General features: G+C 74.8%; 4 protein-coding genes. All 4 read right to left on the bottom strand.

The window, feature by feature from the left end; all coding sequences use genetic code 11:
* Positions 1–57: 57 nt before the first annotated feature.
* On the bottom strand, positions 58–1,236 hold the full coding sequence (locus ACFU9E_RS18635; RefSeq protein ID WP_380681952.1) for a S8 family serine peptidase: 1,179 nt from the start codon (positions 1,234–1,236) through the stop codon (positions 58–60).
* Between the two features lie 512 nt (positions 1,237–1,748).
* On the bottom strand, positions 1,749–5,126 hold the full coding sequence (locus tag ACFU9E_RS18630; RefSeq protein ID WP_380681951.1) for a right-handed parallel beta-helix repeat-containing protein: 3,378 nt from the start codon (positions 5,124–5,126) through the stop codon (positions 1,749–1,751).
* 67 nt (positions 5,127–5,193) lie between these two features.
* Positions 5,194–6,741, bottom strand: a complete 1,548-nt coding sequence (locus ACFU9E_RS18625; protein WP_380681950.1) for a hypothetical protein — start codon at positions 6,739–6,741, stop codon at positions 5,194–5,196.
* A gap of 106 nt (positions 6,742–6,847) precedes the next feature.
* Positions 6,848–26,113: an EndoU domain-containing protein gene (locus ACFU9E_RS18620; protein ID WP_380681949.1), complete on the bottom strand. Its 19,266-nt coding sequence runs from the start codon at positions 26,111–26,113 to the stop codon at positions 6,848–6,850.
* Positions 26,114–26,170 lie beyond the last annotated feature (57 nt).

Below are 26,170 nucleotides of genomic sequence, written 5' to 3'. Positions count from 1 at the left end.
GGCGCGCGTGGGCGCTCGGGCGCGCGGGCGGGCGCCGGCGAGCCGCCGCGGGCGCCGTCACTCCGGGCGGTGGCCGTCCCGGTTCCGGCCGGCGCGGTTCCGCCCGACGCGCACCGCGGCCGCGGCCAGGCCCACCAGCGCCGCACCGCCCAGGCTCACCCCGGCCAGCGCCGACGCCAGCCGCCGGGCCGAGGGGTCCGCCGGCGGCGGGACGACGACCGGCTCGGGGGGCGACGGCGTGCCGGCACCGGCCGACCCGGCCCCGGACGGACCTCCGGCGGCCACCGCCGTCACCGGGTCCACCGTGCCCCAACCGACAGTCTGATCGGGCAACTCCGTACCGGGCCGGTAGGCGGTGGTCCGCAGCCGCTCGGCCAGCTGGTCCACGGTCAGCGACGGCGACCGGCCGAGCACCAGTGCCGCCGACCCGGCCACCAGCGCGGCGGCGTAGCTCGGTCCCGAGGCGATGAACGAGCCGCCGCCCGGTCCGGCGGCCACCAGCCCCTCGCCGGGGGCCACCAGGTCCACCCGCGAGGCCCGCCCGCCGGTGCCGCCGGTACCACCACCGGCGCCGGACGACGGGGCCTCCGGGGCGGCGGACGCCGAGCGGTCCGCCGGGGCGCCGTCGGCCCCCAGCGCGGCCACCGCGAGCACGCCCGGATACCCGGCCGGGTACACCGGGGCCGCCACCGACTGGCCGTCCGGGCCCGCCGGCGCGACCAGCAGCACGCCCTTGGCGGTGGCGTAGCCGACCGCCTCGGCCAGCGCCGGCGCCGCCTCCGCGATGGGCGCCGCGACCACCGCGATCCGCGCACCGCCGTCCGCCGCCGCGCGGATGCCGCGGGCGAGCAGGTCGGCGTTGGTACTGCCGGCGTCGTCGGTGACGGCCACGGACAGCACCTTCGCCCCGGGCGCGATGCCGGACGGACCGCCGTCGGCCGTCCGGCGGCCGGCGATCAGACTCGCCAGGAAAGTGCCGTGGCCGACGCAGTCCCGGCCCGCGTCGCCCTCGCCGTGCAGGCGCGGCCCGAGCGTCAGCCGCCCGGCCAGCGCCCCGGTCCCGGCCGAGGCCTCCACCCCGGACCCGATCACCGCCACCGTCACCCCCTCCCCCCGGCTCAACGGCCACACCGCCTCCGGCCGCAGATACGCCTGCGCCCACCCGGCCCGCTCCGCCACCCGCCCCGACGGCTTCCGGCACCCGCTCTGCCGCACATCGGACAGGGTCTGCCCCATCACGGGAATCTCCGCGGCCCCGCCGGCCGGCGCCGGCGACCCCGCCGCCCGCACCGGCCCCGAGGCCGCCGAGGGACCCGACGCGGCGGAACCGACCGGCCCGTCGGCGACCGGCGCACCCACCCCACCAGCGGCCGACCCGGCCGCCACCGGCCGAACCCGTCCCGCCACCGCAGAAGCAGCCGGCCCGGCGGACGCCGGGGACACGGGCGCACCACCGGCGACCCGCACGGCCGTCGCCGGAGGCGCGGGCGCAGTCACCCCACCGGCTACCGACCAAGTCACCGCCGAGGGCGCGGGCACGGCCGCACGCCCGACGGCCGGGGCAAGGGCGGTCAGGGCCGCGAGGCAAGCTGCCGCCGCGGCGGCGCCGGGGCGCGTGCGGGTGGTGGTCGCCTGGGGCTGCCGGAGCGGCGCAACCGCCACCGAGGCCGCCACCGGCGCAGGCACCCGCCCAGCGGCCGGGGCCGGAGCGGCTGCGGCGGCGGCAGCGACAGCAGCGCCGAGGAGCTTCACGTGGGGCTGCCGGGGCGGTCCAGGGCGATGTCCTCGGGCAGCAGGAGGCTCAGCTCCGACAGGTCCGCGACGTCCAGGCGGCTGAGGCGGCCGGCCTGGCGGGTGATCATGCCTTCCAGGGTCTGCCGGGCGAAGCGGCCGTTGCCGAAGGTGCGGTCGCGCGGGACGGCGGCGAACAGGTGCTCCAGGGTGGCCAGGGTCTCCGGGGCGCACGTGTACCCGGCGGACTCGGCGTGGTTGCGGACGATGGTGACCAGTTCGGCGTCCGCGTAGTGGCCGAAGTCGATCTGGCGGGAGAACCGGGAGGCCAGGCCGGGGTTGGACGACAGGAAGTGCCGCATCTCGTCGTCGTAGCCGGCGACGATCACCACCACCTCGTCGCGGTGGTCCTCCATCAGCTTCATCAGGGTGTCCACGGCCTCCTGGCCGAAGTCGCCGCCGCCCCCGTGTCGGGGCGTCAGGGTGTACGCCTCGTCGATGAACAGCACGCCGCCGCGGGCCCGGTCGAACGCCTCCTTGGTGAGCTGGGCGGTGTGGCCGACGTAGCGGCCGACCAGGTCGGCGCGGGCGGTCTCGACGAGCTGGCCGCCGGGCAGCACGCCCAGTTCGGCGAGCAGCCGACCGTAGAGCCGGGCGACCGTCGTCTTGCCGGTGCCGGGCGGGCCGGCGAAGACCAGGTGGTGGCTGATGGTGGCGGTCGGCAGCCCGGCCTCCTCGCGGCGGCGGACCTGGCGGATCAGGTTGACCAGGTCCTCGACCTGGGCCTTGGCGGCGGGCAGGCCGACCAGTGCCCGCAGCTCGGCGAGCGGTTCGGTGCCGTCGGCCTCCTTGACGGGCGGTTCCAGCTCGACGCCGACGTCCTCGGGGACGAGCAGTGCGAGGTCCTCGTCGCTGATCTCGCCCTGCTCGGCGAGCCGGGTGGCCTGCCGGTCGACCATCTCCTCGAAGACCTTGCGGGCCGACCGGCCGTTGCCGAAGTCCTCGCCGCGCGGCATCCGTTCGAAGAGCACGGTGAGCGCCTTCCCGGTGCCCTCGGCCAGTTCGTAGCCGTGGCCGCCGGCGGCGCGTTCGACGATGGTGACCAGCTCGTCGACCTCGTAGTTGGCGAACTCGACGGTCCGGCTGAACCGGGAGGCGAGGCCGGGGTTGGAGGCCAGGAAGTCGCCGATCTCGGCGGAGTAGCCGGCCACGATCACCACGATGTCGTCGCGGTGGTCCTCCATCAGCTTGACCAGGGTGTCGATCGCCTCGCGGCCGAAGTCCGGGCCGGAGCCGGATCCGGACCCGGCCGAGAGGGTGTACGCCTCGTCGATGAACAGCACGCCGCCGAGCGCCTGCTGGAACACCTCGGTGGTCTTGATGGCCGTGCCGCCGATGATCGAGGCGACCAGGTCGGCCCGGGCCACCTCGGTCAGGTGCCCGCTGCGCAGCACGCCCAGCTCGGCGAGGATGGCGCCGTAGAGCCGGGCGACGGTGGTCTTGCCGGTGCCGGGCGGGCCGGCGAAGACCAGGTGGCGGCTCATCGGGAGGGCCGGCATGCCGGCCAGTTCGCGGCGGCGGGCCAGCTTGTTGAGGTTGACCAGGGTGGCCACCTGCTCCTTGACGCCGGCCAGGCCGACCAGCGACTCCAGCACCTCCAGCGGGCCGGGCGGAGCCACCGGAACGGACGGACGGGCGGCTTCCGCGCCGGCTTCGGCGCCGGGCCCGGCCTCCCCGGTGGGGGCGGGCGGGCCGTCGGTGCGCGCGGTGCCGTTGCCGGTGGCTGCGGTGGCGGTGCCGTGCGCGTCGGGCAGGCCGTTCTCCTCACTGGTCAGCTGCTCGACGGCGAGCCGTTCGTTGGGCGCGGTCTGCCGCAGGCCGGAGCCGCGGTTGCGGGCCAGGGTGCAGCCGGTGAGCCGGACCGCGTCGGTGGAGTCGAGGCGCACGCCGTCACCGATGTTCTCGACCGCGTCGACCTGGGCCAGGACGGCCCGGCCGCCGGCGCCGATCCGCACGCCGTGCCGGCGGTTGCCGTGGGTCCGGACGCGGGTGCAGGTCAGCTCGCCGCCGTCGTCGACCGCGAGGCCGTCCTCCCCCGAGCCGACGACCTCGCAGTCGCGCAGCGCGGCCCGCCCCACCTTGCCGACCAGCACCCCGGTGCCCTTGGCGCCGCGCACCACGGCCGCGCCGAGGAAGGTGTCCGCGCCGTCGGCGATCCGCACCCCGGCGCGGGCGGCGTCCACCACCTCGACGCCCTCCAGCCGGCCCCGGCCGTCGCGCAGCGCCTCGACGCCGTCGGCGCCCGCGCCGGTGACGGTCAGGTGCCGCACCCTCGGGTTGGCGCCGCCGCCGATCGACAGGCCGGGGCCGGTGACGTCCCGGACCTCCAGCCGGTCGATGTCGGCGGCGCTCTCCTCGGCGAGTTCGACGCCGGCCCCGCCGCAGTCCCGGACGACGGTGCGGGTGAGCACCGGTCCGGCGGCCTCGCCGACCCAGATGCCGGTGCCCTCCGCGCCGGACACCTCGCACTGCTCGAACTTCCCGCGCGAGCGGCCGGTGATGTGGATGCCGTGGCCGGCGGTGCGGGCGGTGGTGCAGCGCAGCAGCTCGGGGTCGGTGCCGCCGGCCAGCGCGATGCCGTGGCCGGTGGTGGCGCTGACCGTGCAGTCCTCCAGCACCACCCGCGCGGCGGAGCTGATGTAGACGCCGATGGTGGTGTCGCGGACGGCGGTGCGCAGCAGCCGGGTGGTGGAGCGCTCCTCCAGGGCGACGGCGGGCTTGTCGGTGACCGAGATCTCGCAGTCCTCGAAGGTGCCGCGGGCCTCGCCGTTGGCGCACACGCCGTTGCCCCGGGCGTCGCGCAGCACGCAGTTGCGCAGCAGCGGGTTGGCCCGCTCGCCGACCACCACGGCCGAGCTGCCGAGGTGCTCGATCACGCAGTCCTCGATCACGCTGGTACCGGTGGAGGTCTCGACGATGCCGGCGCCGGCCGGGTTGGTGACCCGGCAGTCGCGCATGGCGAGCGAGCCCTGCTGGCGGGTGAGGACGGCCGTCCAGGAGCTGCCGACCACCTCGCAGTCGGAGAGCGCGGCCTGCCCGCGCGGCACGTCGACGGCGGGCAGTTCCTCGTCCTGGCCCTGGACGACCAGGCCGGTGAGCTGGACGGCCTCGGCCACCACCTGGACGACGCAGCCGCGCCGGGCGGTGATCCGGACGCTGCCGCGCGGCTCCTCGGCGGTGATGGTGACCATCTTGGTGATGACCAGGTTCTCCTCGTAGCGGCCGGGGCGGACGGAGATCACCGCCCCGCTGCGGGCCGCCGCGAGTGCGTCGCCGATCGTGCGGTACGGGCCGCCCCGCTGCTCCGGGCACACCGTCAGCACATGGCGCGACATGGCCTTCCTCTCCTGGGGGTCTTCGTCGTTCTTCGGGGGTGGAGGTGGAGCGGGTGGGGCCGGGGCCTCAGGAGGCGGTGCAGTCGGCGCGGACGGCGGAGGCCGCGAGGTGCGCCTTGTCCGTGGCGCTGTTCCCCCAGTCGAGGCCGCGCGAGTGCAGCATCACCGCTATCTTGCCGCCGCCGACCGCGAAGGTCTTCTCGGCGGTCACCCAACTCCCCCGGCTGGTGGTCTGGTTGACCGAGAAGTCGCCGATGGTGCCGCTGTTCGGCGTGGAGCTGTTCTGGACGGTGTAGTAGGCGGGTGAGCCGCCGACCGCCTTGGGGTCGGTGTTGTTCGGGACGTAGACGGAGATCTTGCAGGTACCCGTCGTGACCGGGGCGGTGGAGAACGTCCAGACCACCGAGTTGGTGTTGTCGTCCTTGGTCGCCGAGCCGGACATCGGCATCGACACGTACTTGCCGTTGCAGCCCGAACCGCTGTACCCGCCCGCGGAGTTGGTGGTCCAGCCGGCGCTGCCCTGCTCCCACCAGCCGTTCTGGGCGTAGGCCACGGAGGAGGTGCCGCAGTTGGAGCCGCCGACGGCGCTGTAGGTCGCCTTCGCGGCGGCGGGCGGCGGGGCCGGCTGCTGCGGCGCCGAGGGCTGGGGGGCGGGCTGCTGGGGCGCCGGCTGCTGGGGGGCGGGCTGTTGCGGCGCCGGCTGCTGAGGGGCGGGTTGCTGCGGCGCCGGCTGCTGGGGCGCGGGCTGCTGCGGCTGTTGGGGCGCCGGCTGCTGCGGCGCGGGCTGCTGACCGGCGGCGGGCTGCTGCACCGTCTTGCCGCCACTGTTCGGCTGCTGCGGCGTCCCGTTCACGGGTGCCTTGGCCGCCGGCCCGGTCCCGCCGCCCGACTGGGTGCCCGGCTGGGTGCCCGGGTTCACCGGGACTCCGGCCGTGCCGCCGCCCAGGGCGAGGCCGGGGACGGTGCCCGTCCCATCGGCCGGCGCCGTGGCGGCGGTGCCCGGGGTCTCCCCCGTCACGGCCGGGTCGGTGGGCGCCGCGGTCGGGGCGCCGGTCACCGGCGGGTCGACGGGCGCGGGCGGCACCGGGAGCTCTCCGATCTCCGGGCCGTCGACGAGCTGGTGGTCCGCCTGGTTCACCCCGCGCCCGTCGCCCTTCTTCTCCTTGGCACCGTCGGGGCCGTCGGTGATCAGGAACGGCAGGCCCATCAACACCACACCGGCGGTGGCGGCGGCGACCAGCGCGGGCCGCTTGAACCGTCGACGGGCGGGCGGCTCGCCGGGGTCGCCCCCGTCCGGGTGCCCGGCCTCGACGGAGACGGGCTCAAGCGCCCCGGGCTCCTCGCCCGGCCCGTACCCGGGGTCGGGCACCGGCACGGGACCGGGCAGCACGGCGCCCGTGCCCGGTCCCGGCTCCGCCGGGGTCACCGGCCCGTACTCCGGCACCGCGACCTGCTCGGTCGGTGCCTCCGCCGTCACGGGGTCGGTGCCGGAGGGCGCGGAGGCCGGCGGCGCACCGGCCGGCGCCCCCTCCTCCTCCATCTCCCAGTCCATCGACGGCAGCTGAATGCCCGCCGCCCCACCCCGAGCCCCGTTCCCGCCCGTACTCGTGCTCACCGCAGCTCCTCGGCCTCGCATGCCGTCCCCTGTCGACGGGACCACCCGGCCGACAGGACCTCGGGTGCTCCCAATCCGTAGCTACGGCCGGACCCGGCCGGACGGTTCACCCGTCCTGCCCGGGGACGCGGCGGGTCGGCGTGAGGGCGGCGAAGATGCCGTCCTCCAGGTTCTCCGGGTTCTCCGGGTTCTCCGGGTTTTCCGTACTCTCCGGGTTTTCCGTGAGGTCCGGGGTCTCCGTGAGGTCCGGGGTCTCCGGGACGTCCGGCAGCGGCTTCCGGTTCAGCTCGGGGTCCGACGGGCCCGGCAGGTCCGAGTCGACCGAATCGGTGTCCGAGTCGTCCCCCGGCCGTGAGCCCGGGAAGCGGTGGAACTCCTCCTCCTCGCCGTCGTAGGGCCGCGCCGTCCACCAGGAGACGCCCGACGCATCGTGCGGGTGCAGGACCTCCGGCAGTTCCAGCGGCTCCGAGTCGTACCCGCCCCGGTACGACGGGGCCGTCACCCACGACTCGTACGACACCTCCTGCCGGTGCTCGCCCGACAGGTCCTCCGCCACGGTGACGGACGACTCCTCGACCGGCAGGACCGGCCGTCGACGCGGGGCGCGCAGCGACGGCCCGATGCCCGGCAGCCAGCCGTCGGTCTCCTGGAGCAGGTCCGGCGTGTCGTCGGACAATCCGTTCCGCGACGACAACGACTCCGACGTCGTGGTCTCGTCCTCCGAGATCTGCCACCGCTCCGACGTCGGCACGTCCTCCACCGTCCGCACCTGCGGCGGGACCTGCTTCGGCGGACCGGCCTGCTCCGTGGTCGTGTGCTGTTCTTCCGGCTCGTTCTTCACCGGCGCCCGCCGCACGGGCGGGGTCTGCACCGGCGGGATCTCCACCGGCGCCCGCCGCACCGGCGGGGTCTGCACCGGCCGGGTCCGCACCGACAGGTCCTCCCCCGCGTCGCGCGGGGGCGGTCCGACCCGGAACCTGCGGATGCCGCCCGAGGAGTGGACCGGCTCGGACCCCTCCGCCCGCGCCACCGGGGCCGCGGTGGCCTGGATGACCACCTCCACCTCGTGCGGCGACGTGCGGAGCACCTCGCGCAGCCTCCGCTCCAGCCGGTCGGTCTCCCGGCCGGCCCGCTCCGCCGACACCTCCAGGACGATCTCGACCCTCCGCGGCCCGTCGCCCTCGGCCTGGAGGACCTGCCGCCGGACGTCGGCGAGCAGCCGGTTCATGTCGCCGGCACTGCGGGCGTCGGCCGCCAGACGGATCGTCGGGTCCTCCCCGGCGGCCGGCTCGCGCAGGCTCAGGTCCACGGGCTGGTGGGGGCCCGGGGCGTCCCACCGCGCGTTCACGTCGGCCGCCGACAGGTCGAGGTCCTCACCGACGTGCGCGGCCAGCTCCTGGAGGCGGCGCCGGTCCTCCGCCGCCACCGGCCGGCCGTCGAGCACCCTGCGGAGGTGGTCGAACGCGCCGCCGGAGGACTCGTCCTCGGCGAGGTGGAGAAGCCGGTCGAGGCCCCGCAGCCACCGCGCGGCCCGGTCCCCCTCGGTGGTGAGCGACCCGGCGAGCAGTTCCCGGGCGATGTGGCCGACACCCAGGATCCGGGCGCGGTCGGCCGGGACGTCCGGGTGCAGTCCCAGCGCGGCCGCCACCGTCACCACCGCCGTCTCCGGCGCGCCGTGCAGGCGGAGTTCACCGTCACGGGCATCCTCGTGGAACCGCAGATAGCCGCCGGACGGCACGTCCGTGTCGCCCTTGACGTGCTCGACGGGGATGTCGATCTCGATCGCCATGAGCTCCTTGCGGGCCAGCCTCTGCTCGCCCCTGTGGTAGGTCACCTCCACCTCGGCGAAGCCCTGGTAGCGCGCCGTGTCGGTCTTGATCTTGGCGTTGTTCACCAGCTGGCCGCCCTCACCGGTCGCGAGGTCGGTCCGGTGCTGGTAGGCGCCGTCGAGGTAGCCGCCGCCGCGGCCGCCGACGAACTCGTGGAGGTCGCCCTTGGCCCCACCGGTGACCCGGCCCGCCAGTTGGACCGTGCGCTGGGCGTTGACGCCGTCGGTGACCGCGGTCGTATTGGTCGGGTTGGACTCCGACTCGGCGTCGGTCCTCAGGAAGTCCAGCTGCTTGATCTTCACCCTGACCTCCACCCTGACGTCGCCGGCCAGGTCGGTCGGCCCGATCAGGAGCGTGGAGTTCCCCGGGCCGTTCAGGAGCGTCGGCTCCCCGGCCTTCGGGGCCTGACCGGCGCCCTCGGGCCGAGTGGCCGAAGTCGCCGGGGTGACCGGGGTGAGCGGAGCCAGCGGGGTGAGCGGGGTGCTGAGGCGGCTCGCCAGCGCCACCGGGTCGATCATCCGGTTCACCATGCCCCGGACCCGGTCCCAGGTGCCCGGCCCCAGGAACTCCTCCGCGCCCTCCGTCAGTTGCCGCCGCGCGTCCGGCCCCATGCCGACCGCGCGCACCACGTCGGTGTCGACCAGCCCGTGCGTCCACACCCGGTCCGGCGGGATCCGCACGACGCCGCTCCCCGGCCCGTGATCGGCCAGCGCGCGCAGGGCGGCCCCGCGCGGCGCGGTCGCGGAGTCGAAGACGTTGCCCGGGCTGGGTGTGTTCCCGGCCGGCGCCTGCGCCCGGGTCTCGGCGATGTCGATGACCGTCTCCATGCCGACCGGGCGCCGGAAGTAGGCGTGCTTGGTGGCCATCACGAAGGGGGGCTCGGTGCCGACCGGCTCCTTCCACTCGACCCGGAAGTGCAGGTCCGCCAGTCCGGTGAAGATGCTCGCGTTCTTCGGCTTCACCTTGGTGGTGTTGCCGGAGCCCGCGCGGTTGGACCAGGTCTCCTGGGTGTCGTGGCCGGTCGACCCGGTCAGCGACCCGCCCGCGTACCAGGGGCCGCCGGAGACCCCGACCGTGGCGCGCAGCTGGTGGCCGGAGCCCGTGCCGCCGCCCGTCGCGCCGTCGGCCGCCGAGTGGGTGTGCTCGGTCTGCGTGCCGGTGTTGAACTCGGTGGTCGTGGTGCTGCCGGTGTGGGCGAGCCTCCTGACGGACGCGCCGATCCGGATGGTCACGCCGCCGTCGGAGACCACCAGTTCGCGGCCCGACATCATGGCCTTGAGCTGGTCGTGCAGGGTGTTCGGGGTGAGCACGTCGTAGAGCTTGTGCCGCAGGTCCGACCGGCCCAGTCCGTCCAGCCACTTGACGAGGTTGCGCCCGCCGAACTCCCCCGGGTCGCCGGCCCCGCGCAGGACGGCCTTGCCGAAGTCGAGCGGCTTCGTACCGGTCCGCGCGCCGTCCGGCACGAAGACGTCGGTGATGACGTCGGAGGAGCCGAGCAGGTGCGTCTGCCAGATGCGGTCCGGGACGGCGCGGGGTGCCTCGACGGTGCCGTACTGCGGGGTGACGACCTCCGTCTTCATCGTGATCGGTCCGAGTTTCGTCGTGCTGGGGATCAGGCCGCCCGTCCAGCCGCGGATCTCCACCTCGAACACGGCGTCGGCGTCGGACACGGCGGCCCGCGAGACGTTCTTCGCCCGGTTGACGACGCTGCCGGCGGTCTCCAGGGCGATCCCCGTCGCGGAGTCCCGGCGGTAGGAGTAGTCGACGGTCAGCGCGGTCTTGCCGTCCGTGCCCGGCTTGCCGGTCAGCCCGACCGTGCCGGTGGTGCGTTCCCGCTCGTCGTACGACACGCCGTGGCCGGTCCGGTTCTGCGTACCGACCTCGATCTCGGCGTCGTTCACCTCGCGGCGCAGCAGGGGGGCGTCGTTCAGCCTGGCCCGGACGAGGACCTCGGCCGACCAGCCCGGCCCCCCGACCGGCACCTTGAGCACCCCGCCCCGGGTGAGCTGGGAGAGGTTGGCCTGGAGCGTCTTCGGCCCGAGCTCCTCGGCGAGGGTGCGCTCCAGTTCCCGGGTCACACCGCCGCGCACGACGAAGCGCTTCTGCAACGCGTCGCGGACCTCGCTGAGCAGCTGTCCACCGCCGCTGCGCCCGTCCTCCAGTTCCTTGAACGAGACCACGCTGGAGGCGCCGAGCTCGTTGCGCGGCAGGACGGTCCGCGTCTCCGTCTCCGCGGCGGCCTTCGGGGACCGCACGCTGAACTCGGTGCTGACGTCCCCGGTGACCTCGTGCGACGCGCCGCGGCCCTCCAGGGTCACCGTGAACCTCACCGTCCCACGGTGGATGTTCTGCGCGTCACGGATCTTGCTGTTCCCGTAGAGCTTGTCCGCGGCGGAGTCGCGGGAGCCGACGCGGGCCCGCTCCTGGAGGCCGAGGTCGGTGTTGCCGTAGGGCGGGTTGTCGGCCACCGGGAAGGTGACGCCGCCCTGCTTGACCTTGTGCTTCCCGCTCTGCCGGCGCTCGGAGCCGAACGTGCTGGTCTCGTTCTGCCGGCTGAGGTCGGCGTTGTTGCTCTGCCGCAGGAACTCCGAGTCCGTGAGGGTGGCCCGGATGGTCACCTTGAGGTCGCGTCCCAGCGCCGCGTCCTTGAGCACGCCCGGCTTGCCCTGGTCGAAGGAGTTCAGCTCGAACTCCTCCCCGCGGGTCATCGCGCTGAGCCGGGACGCCAGCGCGGGCTGGGTGACGAGCTGCATCACCTCGTCCCGGACGTCCGGCCACAGGCGCCCGTAGTAGTTCTTTCCGGCCCGCTCCAGGTCGGCCCGCAGCTCCCCGACGGAGCCGAGGTCACGGACGACGGTGGACTCCGGCAGGAGGCTGCCCGTGAGCTCGTGCTCCGACGCCGGCCGCGCCTGCGCGTCGGTCCGCGGTGTCGTTCCCGGTGGTGCCGCCGGCGGCACCGCCAGGTCCGACTGGGGCATCAGCGTGCGGAACCCGACCGGTACCTCGACGACGTCGCCCAGCTGCCGGTCCCCGTCGTGGACCACCACTTCCAGGTAGCCGTCGCCGTCGAGCATCGCCCCCGGCTCCTTGGTCTTGGTGGTGACCGCGGTCTCCAGCGTCCGGCCCGAGATGTGGATCGAGTCCGAGCCCTTCCGGATTCCGTAGGCACCGCCGACGTTGCGGTCGTCGGCGCCGAGCCGGCCGCCGCCCTGGAGCTGCCAGAGCCCGCTCAGGACCTTCCGCTTGAGCCTGGTCGTCACGGAGCCCGCGCCGGTGTTGAACTCGGTCTCCTTGGTGAGGGCCAGCAGGTTCAGCTCGCGGCTGGCGGCCTTCACCTCGATCCGCACGTCGCTCCCGGGGATCCGCAGGACGACGGACTCGCCGTTGGTCATGCCCTTGAAGTCCTGCTGGAGGCGCTGGTAGCCGAACTCGGCCACCAGCCGGTCGGACAGCGTCGCGGTGTCGCCCTTGAACGCCGCCCGGACGTCGGCGTGCCGGGCGAGCAGGTCGACGACGCCCGCCATGACCTGCCGCTGGACGGGCCGGCCGGGCGGGGTGTTCAGTTCCTGCAGCTCCACGCTCCCGCCCGCGTCCTCCCCCGGCGCCGGGCGCAGCCGCGGCAGGCCCTTGGCGTGCACGTCCAGCATGACGTGGGACAGGTGCAGCCTGGCCTGGGTCCGGTGGCCCTCGGCGAAGTTCTCCGGCCAGGCCTGGTGGCCGGGATCGGCGTCCCCGGCGGAGGCCCGGGTCTCGCGCTGCGGGATGCCCACCTGGACCGGCGTCGCCAGGACGTTCCCGGCCGTCGGGTCCAGCCGGCGGGAGAGGTCCTCGGTTCCGCGCCGGCCGGTCGGCTGGTACCCCACCTCCAGGAGCAGCCTCCCGTCGAACATCTCGGTGACCTCGGTGGTCTTGGAGCGGGAGAAGAACCGCGCCCGGGTCGTCAGCCCCTCCCAGGACGTCAGGTCGCCCTGGACCCCGCCGGAGCCCTGGATCCGGAAGAGCTTGAAGAAGTCGAACCGCCCCTGGAGGCCGAGGCCGAGCCGCTTGCGCCCGCCGCGGGTCGTGCCGAGCGTCACGATGCGGTCGCTGCCGCCCTCGTACTCGAACTTCGCCTTCGCCTTCTCCTTCGCCCGGTGCACCAGGTCCGCCACCTCGCCGCGGACGGTGACGGTGCCGTGCCGGGCGTCGGTGCCGACCGGGATGTGCAGGACTTCCCCGCGGGAGAGGGCCGACACCTGGGCCCGCAGGCCGGAGTCGCTGAACAGGCTCTCGGCGAGCGTGCGGGCGAGCGCCTGCCGGTTGACGGTCTCCGGCGGGAGGACCTCGGCGATCCGGGCGGCGAGGTTGCCGACCAGCACGGAGTTCGGCTCACCGAGGCTGGTCACCATGTGCGAGCCGGAGAGCATGCCGGACTCGGTGACGGCGCGCGGGGGCAGCAGTGGCGCCCGCTCCTCGGCCTTGGGCAGGACCGGCAGCACGACGTCCTCGCCCTTGGGCGGGGCCGGGATCTCCTGGATCTCCGACTCCTCCTTGGGCTTGACCACGAGCTCCGTGGCGTCGCCGCCCTTGGTCACCGGCCCGGTGTTCTCCTCCTCGGAGCGGACCAGCGGCGCCCGGGTGCCGGAGCCCTGCCCCTGCTTGCCGGACTCGGCGTTCTCCATCTCCTTGATCTGCCGCAGGATCTCCGGCATGTCCTCGTCGGACACCCGCGTCGTGGGCTCGCGCTTGTCGCGCACCGGGTGCTCGCGCACGTCCTCGCCGTCGCCGGCCGGCCGCGGGGCCTTGCGCTTGCCCGCCGTCTTCTCCTGGAGTCGCTGCCGCTCCTCCTCGGTCGGCTCCTCCTCCGACGAGTCCTCCTCGTCCCGCCGGCGGAGCCGCTCCCGCTCCTCGGCCTCCCGCCGCTCGGCCTCTCGTCGTTCCGCCTCCCGCCGCTCGGCCTCTCGTCGTTCCGCCTCCAGCCGCTCGGCCTCTCGTCGTTCCGCCTCCCGCCGCTCGGTCTCCCGCCGCTCGGCCTCCCGCTCGGCCTGCTCCCTGCGGAGCCGGTCGAGCCGGTCCCGCTCCTGCCGCTGCTCGGCGGCGGCGACGGTCGAGTAACCCTCCTGCTCGCTGTGGTCGAGCGTGACCCGGCGGCCGTTCGCCGGACCGAACTCGGCGACCGTCGAACGGTCGCTGCGGACCTCCACGAGGGTGACCCGCAGGTCCAGCGCGGCGGCCGTCAGCACGGCGAACGCGTCGCGCACGGCGCGCGGGTCGCGCACGGCGTCCCAGCCCTGCTCCCGCCAGGCGGCGATCTCCCGGTGGAGGTCCGCCACGAAGGCCGGCCAGTCCGCCACCTCCTCACCCAGCCGGCGGGCCCACGCCGCGTACAGCTCGTAGGCCTCCCTGCCCAGTTCGGGGTCCTGCCGGAACCGCTGCTCGACCAGCTCGCGCAGGGCCCGCTCCGCGCCTGCCGGGTCGCCGGCCAGCCGCGCGGCCTCGTCCGCGCCGAGCAGCCCGGTCAGCACCCGCGGATCGTCCTCGACGAGGGCGCGCAGCATCGGCGCGCCGCCCGCTTCCTCCTCCGGCCGCACCGCGTCCCGTGCGCGGGGAGCGCCGTTCTCGGCCGGGGTGGAGTGCTGCCGGGAGCCCTCCTGGCCCGGCTCGCCCCAGACCTCGGAGATCCGGCCGCCCTCGCGCCGGACGTGCACGGTGACGCCGCCGGCGGTGCCGTGCAGCACACCGTCGGCCGGCAGCTGCTGCCCGGTCCGTCCGGCGCGGTCGAGCACGACGCCCGCCGCGTAGCGGACGTCGTCGGCCGACCACTCGCGCGGCAGGCCGGGCCCGCGCGGGTCGTTCCAGGCACTCTCGGTGAAGTGCGGCCGGAGCGTTCTGACATCGAACTGCGGTACCACGGGTGGAAGTTGCTCCCCGGGCCGGCGCGGACCGGGCTCGCGCAGCGCCGCGGGGCCGGTGGTCGGCAGCACCCGGTCGGAGTAGGTGGTCACCGGTCCCGCCAGGTCGAACAGCTGCCGCAGCGCGCCGCCGGGCCGGTTCCAGCCGAACCCGGGCAGCAACTGGCCCACCAGCGTCGAGACGGTGGACCCGGCGGCCTCCTGCACGGTGAGGCTCCGGAAGGCGCCCGCGGGCTCGGCGACCGGGACGACGCTGACGTTGACCAGCAGCGGCTGCCGGCCGCGGTTGCCCTGGGCCCAGGCCTGCTGGACGTCCTGGTTCACCCGGTCGGTGAAGGCGCGGACCTGCTGCTCCGTCACCCCCTCCTGCGGGCGCACGTGCAGCGGGACGGCGATGTCGATGCCGTGCTGTCCGGAGTTGAAGAGCACCCGCCGGACGAGCAACCGGCCCGTACCGGCGGCGATCTGCCGGGTGGTGCCGGTGGCGATCACCTGCTGCTGGTCCCACGTCTCCGTGTGGGCGCCGGGCTGGAGGTCGGTGGGCCGGTAGGCGAGGTGCCGGCCGTCGCGGCTGACGCCCTCGATGCGGACGCCGTCCGCCTCGCCGATCCAGCGGTAGGTCCGCTCGTCGATCCGGACCCGGTGGAAGGCCGCCGCGTGCGCGGACTCGACGGCGCGCAGCACGCCCGTGCGGGCCCACGCGCGCGGGAACATCGTGCGCACCGAGCTGCCCTGGGGCTCGAACCAGTGGTTGCGGAACTCCGAGAGCGGCGCGTCGGGGGCGACGGTCGCGTCGAGGAAGCGCACCCGGGCCCGGTAGGTGCCGTTGGCGTGCGGGGCGCCGCGCTCGATCACCTCGACGCCGCGCAGCCGGTGCCAGGTGGCGAGGTCGATGTTCGAGCGCGGGGCGAACTCCTGGTGCAGGCCGGTGAGGGACTGCCGGTCGCCGTAGTGGGAGACGTCCTGCGCCCGCTGCCCGTAGCGCAGCAGGCTGTCGGGCCGCGAGGGCGCGTAGTCGAGGTCCGGGTCGCGCGGCGGCAGCGGGTCCAGGTCGGACAGGCCGTCCCAGGGCGTGGCCGTCCGGCGGGGGCGGGTCGGCGCGGCGGGCGGGGCCGGTGTCCCGGCCGGCTCCGGCTGGGTGTCGGAGGGCCGGAAGGACAGGAAGCGGTCGCCGTGCAGCTCGCCCTCGATGCGCACGCCGGCGTACTCGCCGGTCCAGCGGTGGCGTCCGCCGCCGGCCGGGACCACCGTGTTGTGGCGCAGCGCGTCGAGGTAGGCCTGTTCGGCCGCGTAGACCGCGTCGTCCTCGGTCCAGTTGCGCGGGAACAGCCGTCGCCGCCGGGCGGTGTCGGTGGTGAGCAGGTCGCCGGCGGCGCTGCTGGTGCGGACGTCGGCCGAGCGGCGCGGGCCCGGCGGGGCGGCCTCGTACTCCACGTGCAGCACGCCGTTCGGGTGCTGCTCGACGAGCCCGGAGGGCCGGCGGCGGTCGGAGCCGGCCGGCGGCAGCAGGTGGCCGCCCTCGGTGCGGCGGTCGCCGTACAGCGAGGACTGCCGGGCGTCCAGGTCGAAGGAGGCCCGGGGCGGCAGCGGCCGGCCGTCGGGGGCGAGGTGGGTGGAGGGGAGCCGGGACGGCTGGGTGCCGAAGACCTCGTCGATGGCGGCGCCCAGCTCGCGCAGGTTGCGCGGGGCCAGGGTCGGGACGGTGTCGACCCGCTGGGAGCCGATGCCGGCGAGCTGGTCGGCGGAGATCCGGCCGTGCTCGACCCGGTCGGAGCCCATCATCCCGGCGTCGGTGTAGATGGTGTGCCGGTTCTGGTAGCGGCGGTACTCGTCGTCGAGCCCGAGCAGGTGGCCGAGTTCGTGGGCCAGGGTGTCCGGGGTCGATTCGAGGGACCAGGTCTCGTTGTCCTCGTGGAGCCTGCGGCTGAACAGGTCGACGATGTGGATGTGGTGGTTCACGTCGGCCGAGTGGTCAACGAACTCGGGCCGCACCCGCAGCACATCGCCGTTGGGCAGCCGGTGGCCGGTGTTGTAGGCCTGGTTGACGCCCTCCCAGACCCGGTCGATCACCTGGCCGATCTGCTCGTCGGTGAACTGCTCGACGGGGGCGTCGTAGCCGTAGCCCTCCTCGATGCCCGCCTCGGCCGGCTCCCGGCGGATGTGGATCCGCACCACGATCTCGGTGGCGGGGTCGCCGTTCTCCAGGAAGCCGCGGCGCACCTCGTAGCCGCGCAGGTAGGAGGCCGAGACGGAGCGCCGGAAGGCGTCCAGGGGTTCGCGGACCTCGCGCGCCGCGGTGATCTGGGCCAGCTCGGTCTCGGCGGGGTCCACCAGCATGGTGAGGTCCTCGCCGTGGTCGGTCTGCGCCGGGGAGGACTCCCGCTCGGAGAGCATGTCGGTGTCGTGGCCCGCGGTGTCGTCCCGGTGCGGGCCGTCGTCGGTGATCCGCACCACCGCCTCGCTGTCCGGGCCGTGGTGCGTGGTGTTCCCCTGCTGGTCGGTCACCTCCAGCCGGACGTGCAGGGCGTGCGCCAGCACCGGGGCGAGCGCGTCGCCGAGCCCGGCGTCGTGGGTGCCGTCCGAGGCCGCCAGGGCGTGCCGCAGGCCGCGCAGCTCCCGGGCGGTCGCCAGGTCGGGCGGCAGCCCGGGGCGGAAGGCGGTCAGCACCTCGGCGGGCAGGTCCTCGGGCCGGGTCCGCTGGAGGTACTCGGCCACCTCGGCGGTCAGCAGCCGCAGGACCTCGGGCCGCCCGGTGCCCGGCGGGAGGCCGTGGTGCGCGAGCAGGGCCCCGACCAGTTCGGGCGAGGCGTCCGCGACGGCGTCCAGCAGCGGGTGGCCGTCCGGCGGCGTGAGGTGCGGCGCGGCGGCGGGGGTGATGGCGGGAGACGGGGCGGTGTCCACCGCGATCGGCGGGACGTGCAGCTGCGGCAGGTCCCGCTGGTCGCCGACGCCGCTGACCAGGACGATCCTCCCGTCCACCACGTGGACGGCGAGCTCGACGCCGCCGAAGGAGCCCCGGACGACGTCGGTCACGGTGGTGCCGTGGCGGGCGTCGTGCGCGTCGAGGAGCTGGACCGCGGCCCATCGGGCGTCGCGGGCCGTCCACTCCCGGGGCAGGCTGTGCTCGACGGGCAGGTGACGCGGATCGACGGCGAGGGCCTCGGGGGTGAACCGCTCGTCCAGACGGCGCAGTTGCAGCGCGGTCTGCTGGTCCCAGCCGGGCAGCACGGCGGGCGGGTCCTCGCCCGGCCGGTGCGGTCCGGGTTCGCGCAGGTCGGCGGGGACGCGGGGGGCGCCCTGCTGGGCGACCAGGTCCGCGAGCGGGGTGGTGAAGTCGTTCAGGGCGTCGGTGATCCCGTGGAACACGTGCTCACCGGCCTGGACGGCCAGCGGGCCGAGGACGTCCGTGGCACCCGACACCGCGTCGGGGCGGACGAACGCCTCGGAGAAGACGTCCGGACGGCCGGGGGCGAAGTCCAGGACGACGGCGATCAGCCTCGGCGGCAGCCCGTTCGCGTCCGCGGTCTCCAGCACCCGCTGCTGGACGTAGGCGTTCACCCGGCTCTGGATCTCGTTCTCGGCGAAAGCCAGCTGACGGGACGTCAGCCGGCCCTCGGCGACCGTGCGCACGGGGACGGTGATCCGCAGGCCCTCCTGCCCGGAGTCGAACAGGACCCGGGAGACGGCGAGCGGGCGGTCGCCCATCCAGGTCACGGTGTCCGGGGAGGTGCGAAGCACCCGCCGCTGGTCCCACTCCGTCATGGGCTGGGTGTCGGTCGGGCGGTGGGCCAGGTGGGCGCCGTCGCGCGAGAGGCCCTCGATGCGGACCCCGTCGGCCTCGCCCACCCAGTAGTACGTCCGGCCGTCCGCCAGGTACACCCGCTGCGCGGCCGGGACGCCGTCGTGCGCCTCGTCGACCCGGGTCAGCAGTTCCTCGGCCCGCCAGTTCCGCGGGTACATGGTGCGCCCGCTGCCGCCGTCGGCGTTGCCGCGGAAGCGCCAGCGGGTCGGGAACTCGGCGAGCGGGGAGTTCGGCGCGACGGTCGGGTCCAGGAAGGCCACCCGGGCGCGGTAGGTGCCGTTGTGGATCGGCGGGGTGGTCTCGACGACCCGCACGCCGTGCGCCCGGAGGGTGTTCGCCGGGTCCGCGACGTGGTCCGGGTCCAGTTCGTGGTGCAGGCCGGTGAGGTTCTGCCGGTCGCCGTAGCGGACGATGTCCTCGGCGCGCTGGCCGAACGTCCCGAAGCCCTGTCCCGGGTCGTCGGGGGCGGGCCGGTGCGGGGCGTTCAGCGGGGGGTCGACGTCCGGTTGCCGGTCCGCCGGACGGAACGACAGGAACCGGTCGCCGTGGACCTCGCCCTCGATCCGCACCCCGGCGTACTCGCCGGTCCAGCGGTGGCGGCCGCCGTCGAGCGGCACCACGGTGTCGTGGGCCAGCGCGTTCAGGTAGGCCTGCTCGGCCGCGTACACCGCGTCGTCGCCGGTCCAGTTGCGCGGGAACATCCGGCGGTGGACCGGCGCGGTGGTCAGCAGGTCGCCGGCGGCGGAAAGCGTGTCCACCTGCCGGGCCCGGGGGACGGCGGGGGACGCGGAGAAGTCGGCGACCACGACGCCGTTGCGCTCCACCCGGACCACCCGCTCGGGCGCCGTCCGGTCGGAACCGGCGGGGGGCAGCAGGTGGCCGCCCGGGTTGCGGGTGTCGCCGAACAGCGCGGACTGCCGGGCGTCCAGGTCGAAGGCGGCCCGGCGCGGCAGCTCGTGGGTGTTCGGCGGCGTCTGCACGGGGCCGAGCGCCTGCTCGATGACCGCACCCAGTTCGCGCAGGTTCCGGGGCGTGAGCGCGAACCGCATCGGGGTGCCGTCCGGGGTGACGCCGGCGTCCATGTCGACGCGGGCCCGGTCCTGGGCGGCCAGGGTGCCGGCCATCAGTCCGGCGTCGGTGTGGACCGGCCGGGGGCGGACCTCGTAGGAGACGGGCACGGGGTTGCCGGTCCGGTCGGGCACCTCCTCGTGGAGGCGCCGCTCCCGGTACTCGTCGGGGAGGCCGAACAGGTGGCCGATCTCGTGGCCCAGGACGGGGCCCTCCGAGTCCAGGCCCCAGAGGTCGTTGTGCTCGCGGACGTCGCCGTCCAGGACACGGACCTCGTGGTGGGCCCGGGCCGGGTCCTCGACGAACTCGACCCGCACCACCAGGACGTCGCCGTCGGGCAGCCGGTGCCCGGTGTTGTAGTACTCGTCCACGCTCCGCCGGGCACGTTCGCGCAGGTTGTCCAGGGCCTCGGTGTGGTCCTGGCCGGCCGGCAGCTGCGAGGTGTCGAGGTGGATGCGCACCACGGCCTCGACCGCCGGGGTGCCGTCGAGCAGGAAGCCGCGGGCGGCCTGGAAGCGCCGGTGGTGGGTGGAGGTGCTGCTGTGCAGCGCCGGATCGGTGGGCGCGGTGATCTCGACCGGGTCGAGGACCATCGCGAACCTCAGGTCGGGCGCCGGCGCCTCGTGGGCCGGGCGCGGCCCCGCCGGTGCCTCGTCCAGGTCCATGAGCAGCTCGGACTGCGTGTCCTGGTCCCCGGAGCGGCTGCCGGAGCCGTCCTCGGAGCCGTCCTCCCAGCCCATGTCCTCGTCGTCGGAGGACAGCATGAGGTCCAGCGAGTCGGTGGAGGACATGGACTCGTCGGCGTCCGAGTACAGGTCCATGTCCTCGTCCTCGTCGGAGCGGAGGCGGCCGTTCTGCGAACCGTCGCTCCCGGAGCCCTCGTCCGATCCGGGGAAGTGCGGCAGCACCTCGGTCTCGCCGGTGCGGTGGGTTGGCCGGCCGGCGCCGCGCTCGGGGATCGGGACGGCGCGCTGGGGCGGCGGAACGTGGCCGTCCGCGACCGTGAAGTCCACGATCCGGCGGCTCCAGTCGCGCACCACCGTGATCTCGACGCCGGCGAACTTCACCCGGACCTGCGAGCCGCCGTCGTCGAGCGCGGTCTCGTTCCCCAGCGGGCGGCCCGCGTAGGCCGCGTAGAGCCTCTCCCCGGCCGTCCACTCCTCGGGCAGGCCCCGGCCGGCCCCGGTCCGCAGCGGGCCGACCTCACCCGGGGGCACCGTGATCGTGGTGAGGTCGGCGACGACGGCCGGGCGCCGGCCGGCTCCGGGGGCCACGGGCTCGGCGAGCGGGGCGGAGTTGCCCCGCACCCGGCCGCCGGGCTGGGTGTCCGCCGGGCGGTGGATCACGTGCCGGCCGTCCCGGGTGATGCCCTCGATCGTGACGCCGTCGCCGGTGCCGGTCCAGTGGACGGCACCGTTCACGACGCGGTCGTCGGCCTGGTTGCGGGTCGCGTACGCCGTCTGGACGGCGTCCTGGATCCGCCCGGCCCGCCAGTGCGACGGGTAGAACATGGTCGACGGGTGGTCGGCCCGCCGGAACCAGCGGGAGGGGAACTGCGCCAGGTGCGCCCTCGGGGCGACGAACGGGTCGAGGAACCAGGCGGTGGCGCGGTAGGTCCCGTTGGGGTTGGAGTGGAACGAGCGGTTCCCGATCCTGACGCCCGCCCGGGCACCGGCGCGCTCCACCTTGGTGAAGCCCCCTTCCTGGGGCCCGCCGAGGTCCGGTTGGTGGTGGAACCCGGTGAGGGTCTGCCGGTCGCCGTAGCGCACCAGGTCCACCACCCGCTGCCCGAAAGCGTCCGGGAACGGGTGCCACGGCAGGTGCGGGGCCGGACCGAGCCCGCCCTGGTCGTCGGCCGGCCGGAAGGAGACGATCTCCGACACCTCGACCGGGCCGTCCGGCCGCTGCTCGGTGCGGACCTCGACCCGGCCCTCGATCCGCACCCCGCCGTACTCGCCGGTGAACGTCCAGCTGCCGGGGCGCAGTTCGGTGAAGGCGGGGGTCTTCTGGCGGCGGGCGTGCTGGTAGGCCTGCTCCGCCGCGTAGACCGCGTCGTCGGACGACCAGTGCTCCGGGAACATCGTGCGACCGCGGTCCACGGGCCGGCCGGCCGGCCCGAGCGCGAGATCGCCGGCCAGCCGGTGGTGGACCGTCGTCGCCTCGGGGGCCCGGCCGTCGAGCACCCGGAAGGTGCCGTTGCGGTTCTCCGACCCCGCGATCCGCTCCGGCCGCGGCCGGTCCGAACCCGGCGGCGGGAACAGGTGGCCGCCGCCGTCGCGCCCGGTGCCGTACAGCGCGGCGCGCCGGGCGTCCTCGTTCACCCGCGGCCGCGGCGGGTGGGTGCCGCCCGGGGCGGGCCCGCGGTCGGCACCGAACGCGGTGTCGATCACGGCGCCCAACTGGCGCAGGTTCCGCGCCTTCAGGACCGGCCGCGGGTCCTCGTGGTTCTCGGTGCCGGGCGGATTGTCGGTGTCGAGCTTGGTCCGGCCGAAGCGGTCACGGGTGGTGGCGCCCATCATCCCGCCGTCGTCGTGGACCGCCCGGACCCGGCCGGGGCGGGAGAGCTCGCGGTACTCGTCCGGCAGCCCGAGCAGGTGGCCGACCTCGTGGACGACGGCCTTGGCCGGGGTGTCCAGGCCCCAGTTGAGGGCGTTGGGCCGCGGCTGCGTCGGGTGGACCTGCACGGTGTGGTGCGCTTCGCCGGGGGTGCGCACGAACGCGAGCTTCACCCGCAGCCGGTCGCCGCTCGGCAGCCGCTGGCCGAGGTCGTAGATCTCCGCCATCCCGGCGCGGGCGTTCTTGGCCAGGTCCTTGAGGCCGTCCTTGGTGGCCCGCTTCGCCATGTCCAGGTCGCCGGTGTCCAGGTAGACCTTGACGGTCACCAGTGACTCGGTGTCACCGTCGGCGAGCCTGACCCGGCTCACCGAGAAGCGCTGGAGCCACCGCTCCTCCAGGCTGCGCTCGAAGGGGTCCGTCGGCGGAACGACCTCACGGGTCGCGAGCACCCGGTGCTGCTCCGGCGCGGGCTTGGTCAGCTGCTCGGGGAGGCGCTGGTCCGGCTGGGCCCAGAAGTCGGTGATCCGGCCGTCCTCCACCCGCACGGTGAGCTTCACCCCGGCGAACGCGCCGTGGCGCAGCGTGGGCGCGGCCGTGCCGCCGTCCGGCACCGGGCCGACCGGGACGCGGGCCGCGAAGCGCGCGACCACGCTCGCGGCGTACCGGGCCTCGTCGGCGGTCCACTCGCGCGGCAGGTGGCGGCCCTCGGTCGGGCGGTCCCACGCGTCGGCCGTGAAGAGCGCCCGCACCCCGTGCAGCATCGTCTCGCCGGACACGGTCTGCGGCGGCGCCGGCGCCTGCTGCCGCACCGCGGCCAGGACCTCGTCCAGGCCCGTTGCGGTCACGGCCTCGTGCAGTCGCGGCACGGCCTGCTGGAGGGCGAAGCCCTGGCCGGGGACGTAGTGGACCTCGGTGGCGTCGTCGTCCCGGGTGAACCTCAGCCCGAGTTCCACCCGGGTGGTGCCGTCCTGATGGCCGGCCAGCAACCGGCCGGCGGCCCGGTGCAGCTCGATCTGGGCCCGCGTGAAGTCGGGCTGGGAGAGGTTCTCGGTGCCCCTCGGCCGGACCCGGGCGGTGAGCCGGACGACCTCCGTGCCGTCGGACATCAGGTCGCGGTGAACCGAGACCGGTCCGAAGCCGGCCAGTTGCACCTCGGCTCCCCGGCCGACCGTCGCCGCCGTGCCGACGTCGTACCTCGGATCCCGGACCGACTGGTACGGGGACGGGCGGTGGCCCATGAGGCTGCCGTCCGCCAGGTACATGCCCTCGATCCACACACCGTCGACGTAGCCCAGCTTGAAGGTGACGCCGTTCTCGACGCGCACCAGCTGGGTGCTCCCGAGCGCCTCGTCGACCCGGGCGGCGAGGTGGGCCTCGGTCCAGCCCTTCGGGTAGTAGACGGTTCCGGGGTCGAGCAGCGACCGGCTCCAGCGCGAGGGGAAGGCCGCGAGCGGCGCGCCCGACTCGACCGAGGGGTCCAGCTGCGCCTTGAAGACGCGGACCGTGCCGTTGGGCAGGGTCTCCTGCCGCTCGCCGTCCTGGAGGGCGGGCGGGCGCCGCGGGCCGCCCTTGAGCGTGCCGTCGGTCTCGGTGGGCTGCCAGGCGTTGTGCCGGGCGAGCGGCGCGGCGGCGTTCGCCGGGGCCGTCGTGGTGGCGGCGGCCGGCGGCGGCACGGGGGTGTCGGAGCCCGGGGGTGCCTGCGGGAGGACCTCGTCGTCGGGGGTCCGGGGCGGTGTCACGGTGTCGTCGGCCGGGTGGACGACGGGCGTGTCCCGGCCGAGCAGCACCGAGGCGATGCTGCCGGTCTGCTGCGGGGTCCGGGGGGCGGGCTCCTGCACCTCGTGCCGGCCGGCGTCGTCGGTCCCGGCCGGCGGGCGCGGTGCGACGGGCGGCTTCGGGTCCGGCTGGGGGACCGTGTGGTCGCCGGAGGTGGTGGTGACCGGTGCCGGTCGGCCGCGGTCGCCACCGGCGTGGGCCGTCGCGGTCGCGGTGGCCGTCGCATGGGTGACGGTGGTCGTGGTGGTGCCGTCGCCCCGGTTCCGGGGGGCACCCAGCCCGTCGCCGCCGGACTCGGTCGGCACGGGCGACGTCGGACGCTGCCGGCCCGGGGTGCTCTTCCGGGGCGCCTCCTGGCCCGGCGTCTCCGCGGGCCTCCGCTCCGGCGGCTTCTGGTCCGGCGCCTTCTGCTCGGAGTCCTGCGGCCGGGGCTTCGGCGCGGCGGCCGCGGTGCCCTCCGACTCGACCTTGGCCGGCGTCGCGGGGGCGATCCCATCCCCGGCCTTCGCCCCGCCCTTCTTCGGCGTCCCGGTGGACGCCTCGTGGTCCTTCGGCACCAGGGTGTCGGTGCTGCCGCCGACGGTGCGGGTGGGCGTCTCGGCCGGCGACAGGTGGTCACCGCCGCCGCGCTCCTCCGCCAGGAAGTCGACGTAGGGCAGCAGTTGCTGCATCCACTCGGCCACCTCGTGGTCGGCCGGAGGGGTCTTGATGTCCACGCCCGAGACGTGCGACAGGCCCTTGGCGACGTCCTCCAACGAGTCGATCCGGAAGCTCTTGGCGAACTCGAAGGCCTCCGGGTGGCCCATCCGCGGCACCGGGAAGGGCACGATCTTGCCGGACGCCATGCTGGCGAGCGCGGCGAAGCTGATCGGGTGGTAGAGCGGGAAGTACTTGCCCGCTCCCTCCTTGACGGCCTGGAACTGGGTGCGCTGGACCAGGTCGGCGTAGCCGTGCATCAGCGGCGAGGTGCCGAGGTGCAGGACGTGGCCCATCATCGCGGTCATCATGCCGCCGACGAAGCTGCCCGCGGTGACGGTGAACTCGTGGTTCTCGCCGAAGATGAGGTTGTAGAAGCCCTCGCTGAGCACGTTCTGGGTGCCGGACTGGATGTAGTTGCCGAGTGCCAGGCCGAGCTGGAACATCTTGTTGCCCTGCGTCAGGCCGTCGGCGAGGTCCGGCAGGTGCTTGCCCAGCGCCTCGACCTGATGGGTGGTCAGACCCTTGCCGGCGTTGCGCTCCTGGGTGAGGACCTCGCCGAGCGCCTCCTTCAGGCCCTCGCTGGCCGCGCCCCGGGACAGCACGCTCTGCTGGGCCTTGCCCACCCACTTCTGGGCGAAGGCCTCGCCCAGTTCGCGGCCGAGCGCTGCCGCCTCCTTCTTCCCGAGCTGCTCGCCGAGGTGCTTGACGAAGGTCTTCTCCATCTCCTTGACGAAGATCCCGGAGAGCGTGCCCTTGCCGGTCTTCCCGAAGCCCGCCTGGAGCTGCTCGGCGGAGGCCTCCATCAGGTTGCCGAGGTCCCGGGCGAACGCCGTGGCCTGCGCCTTCTTCAGGGCCTCGTCGGCGGCCGCCTTCGAGGCCTCCTTGCCGATGGTGCCGAGGGTGCCCTTCTCACCGGACGTGGCGGCCGCCTCGGCGGCGGTCTTCAGCGTGCCCTTGAGGCTGTTCAGCTCGCCGTCGACCAGGTAGTCGCTGAGCTTGTCCGCCAGCAGCCGGCCGCCGCTCTTGCCGAGGAGCCGGCCCAGCAGCTTGCCCAGGCCCAGGCCGAGCAGGTCGAGCGGACCGCCGAGGATGCCGCCGATGACACCGAAGAGCACCGCCTGCTTGGTGTACTCCTTGTCGATCTCCTTGCGGTTGCCCTGGCCGATCTGGAGGTTCTGGATGATGCCGTCCATCAGCAGACCGCCCACGATGCCCGAGAAGGTGTGCATCGCGATGGTCTTGAGCAGGTACTTCATCAGGGCCGTGAGCGCGACCTTGGTGAGCAGCTTCTTGAGCACGATCCCGGACAGGCTGGTGCCGAAGCTGAACGGCGCCCAGAAGATCGCCAGTGCGATCTCGACCAGCAGCTGCACCAGCTGGGCGATCGCCATCCACTTGGTGTACTCGACCGCGTTGGCCACGTCACCGGCGCAGTCCGCCAGCGCCTTGGCGGTCTTGGCCGCCGCCGAGACGTAGTCCTCCCCGGCCTTCCCGCCGGTGCCGGAGCGGCCGATGAACGCGTTCATCTGGTACGCGAACGTGGTGGCGGCCTGGCCCTTGAACTGCCGGGCACAGGCGATCGCCACCTTCTCGATCAGCGCCCGCAGCTCCGGCAGCTCCTTGTGCAGCTGCTCGTAGGCGTCCCGCACCTCACGCAGGTCCCCCTCCTTGATCTCCGGCCAGGGCATGCCGGTGATGATCGTGAAGAACCGTGCGGTCGATTCGTTGACCTCGATCGAGGAGTGCGCCACGGGAGCTGCCTGCCGTTTCCGGTTGTGCGTAGGGTCGGGCCGTCGGCTACGGGTGGA

It is taken from the genome of Kitasatospora sp. NPDC057595 (assembly GCF_042800875.1).
Lineage (GTDB): Bacteria > Actinomycetota > Actinomycetes > Streptomycetales > Streptomycetaceae > Kitasatospora.
This window is presented reverse-complemented; position numbering and strand designations above follow the sequence as displayed.

Coding starts and splice junctions, on each gene's coding strand:
- ACFU9E_RS18635 (WP_380681952.1), bottom strand. CDS start 1,236: ATGGGGCAGACCCTGTCCGATGTGCGGCAGAGCGGGTGCCGGAAGCCG.
- ACFU9E_RS18630 (WP_380681951.1), bottom strand. CDS start 5,126: ATGTCGCGCCATGTGCTGACGGTGTGCCCGGAGCAGCGGGGCGGCCCG.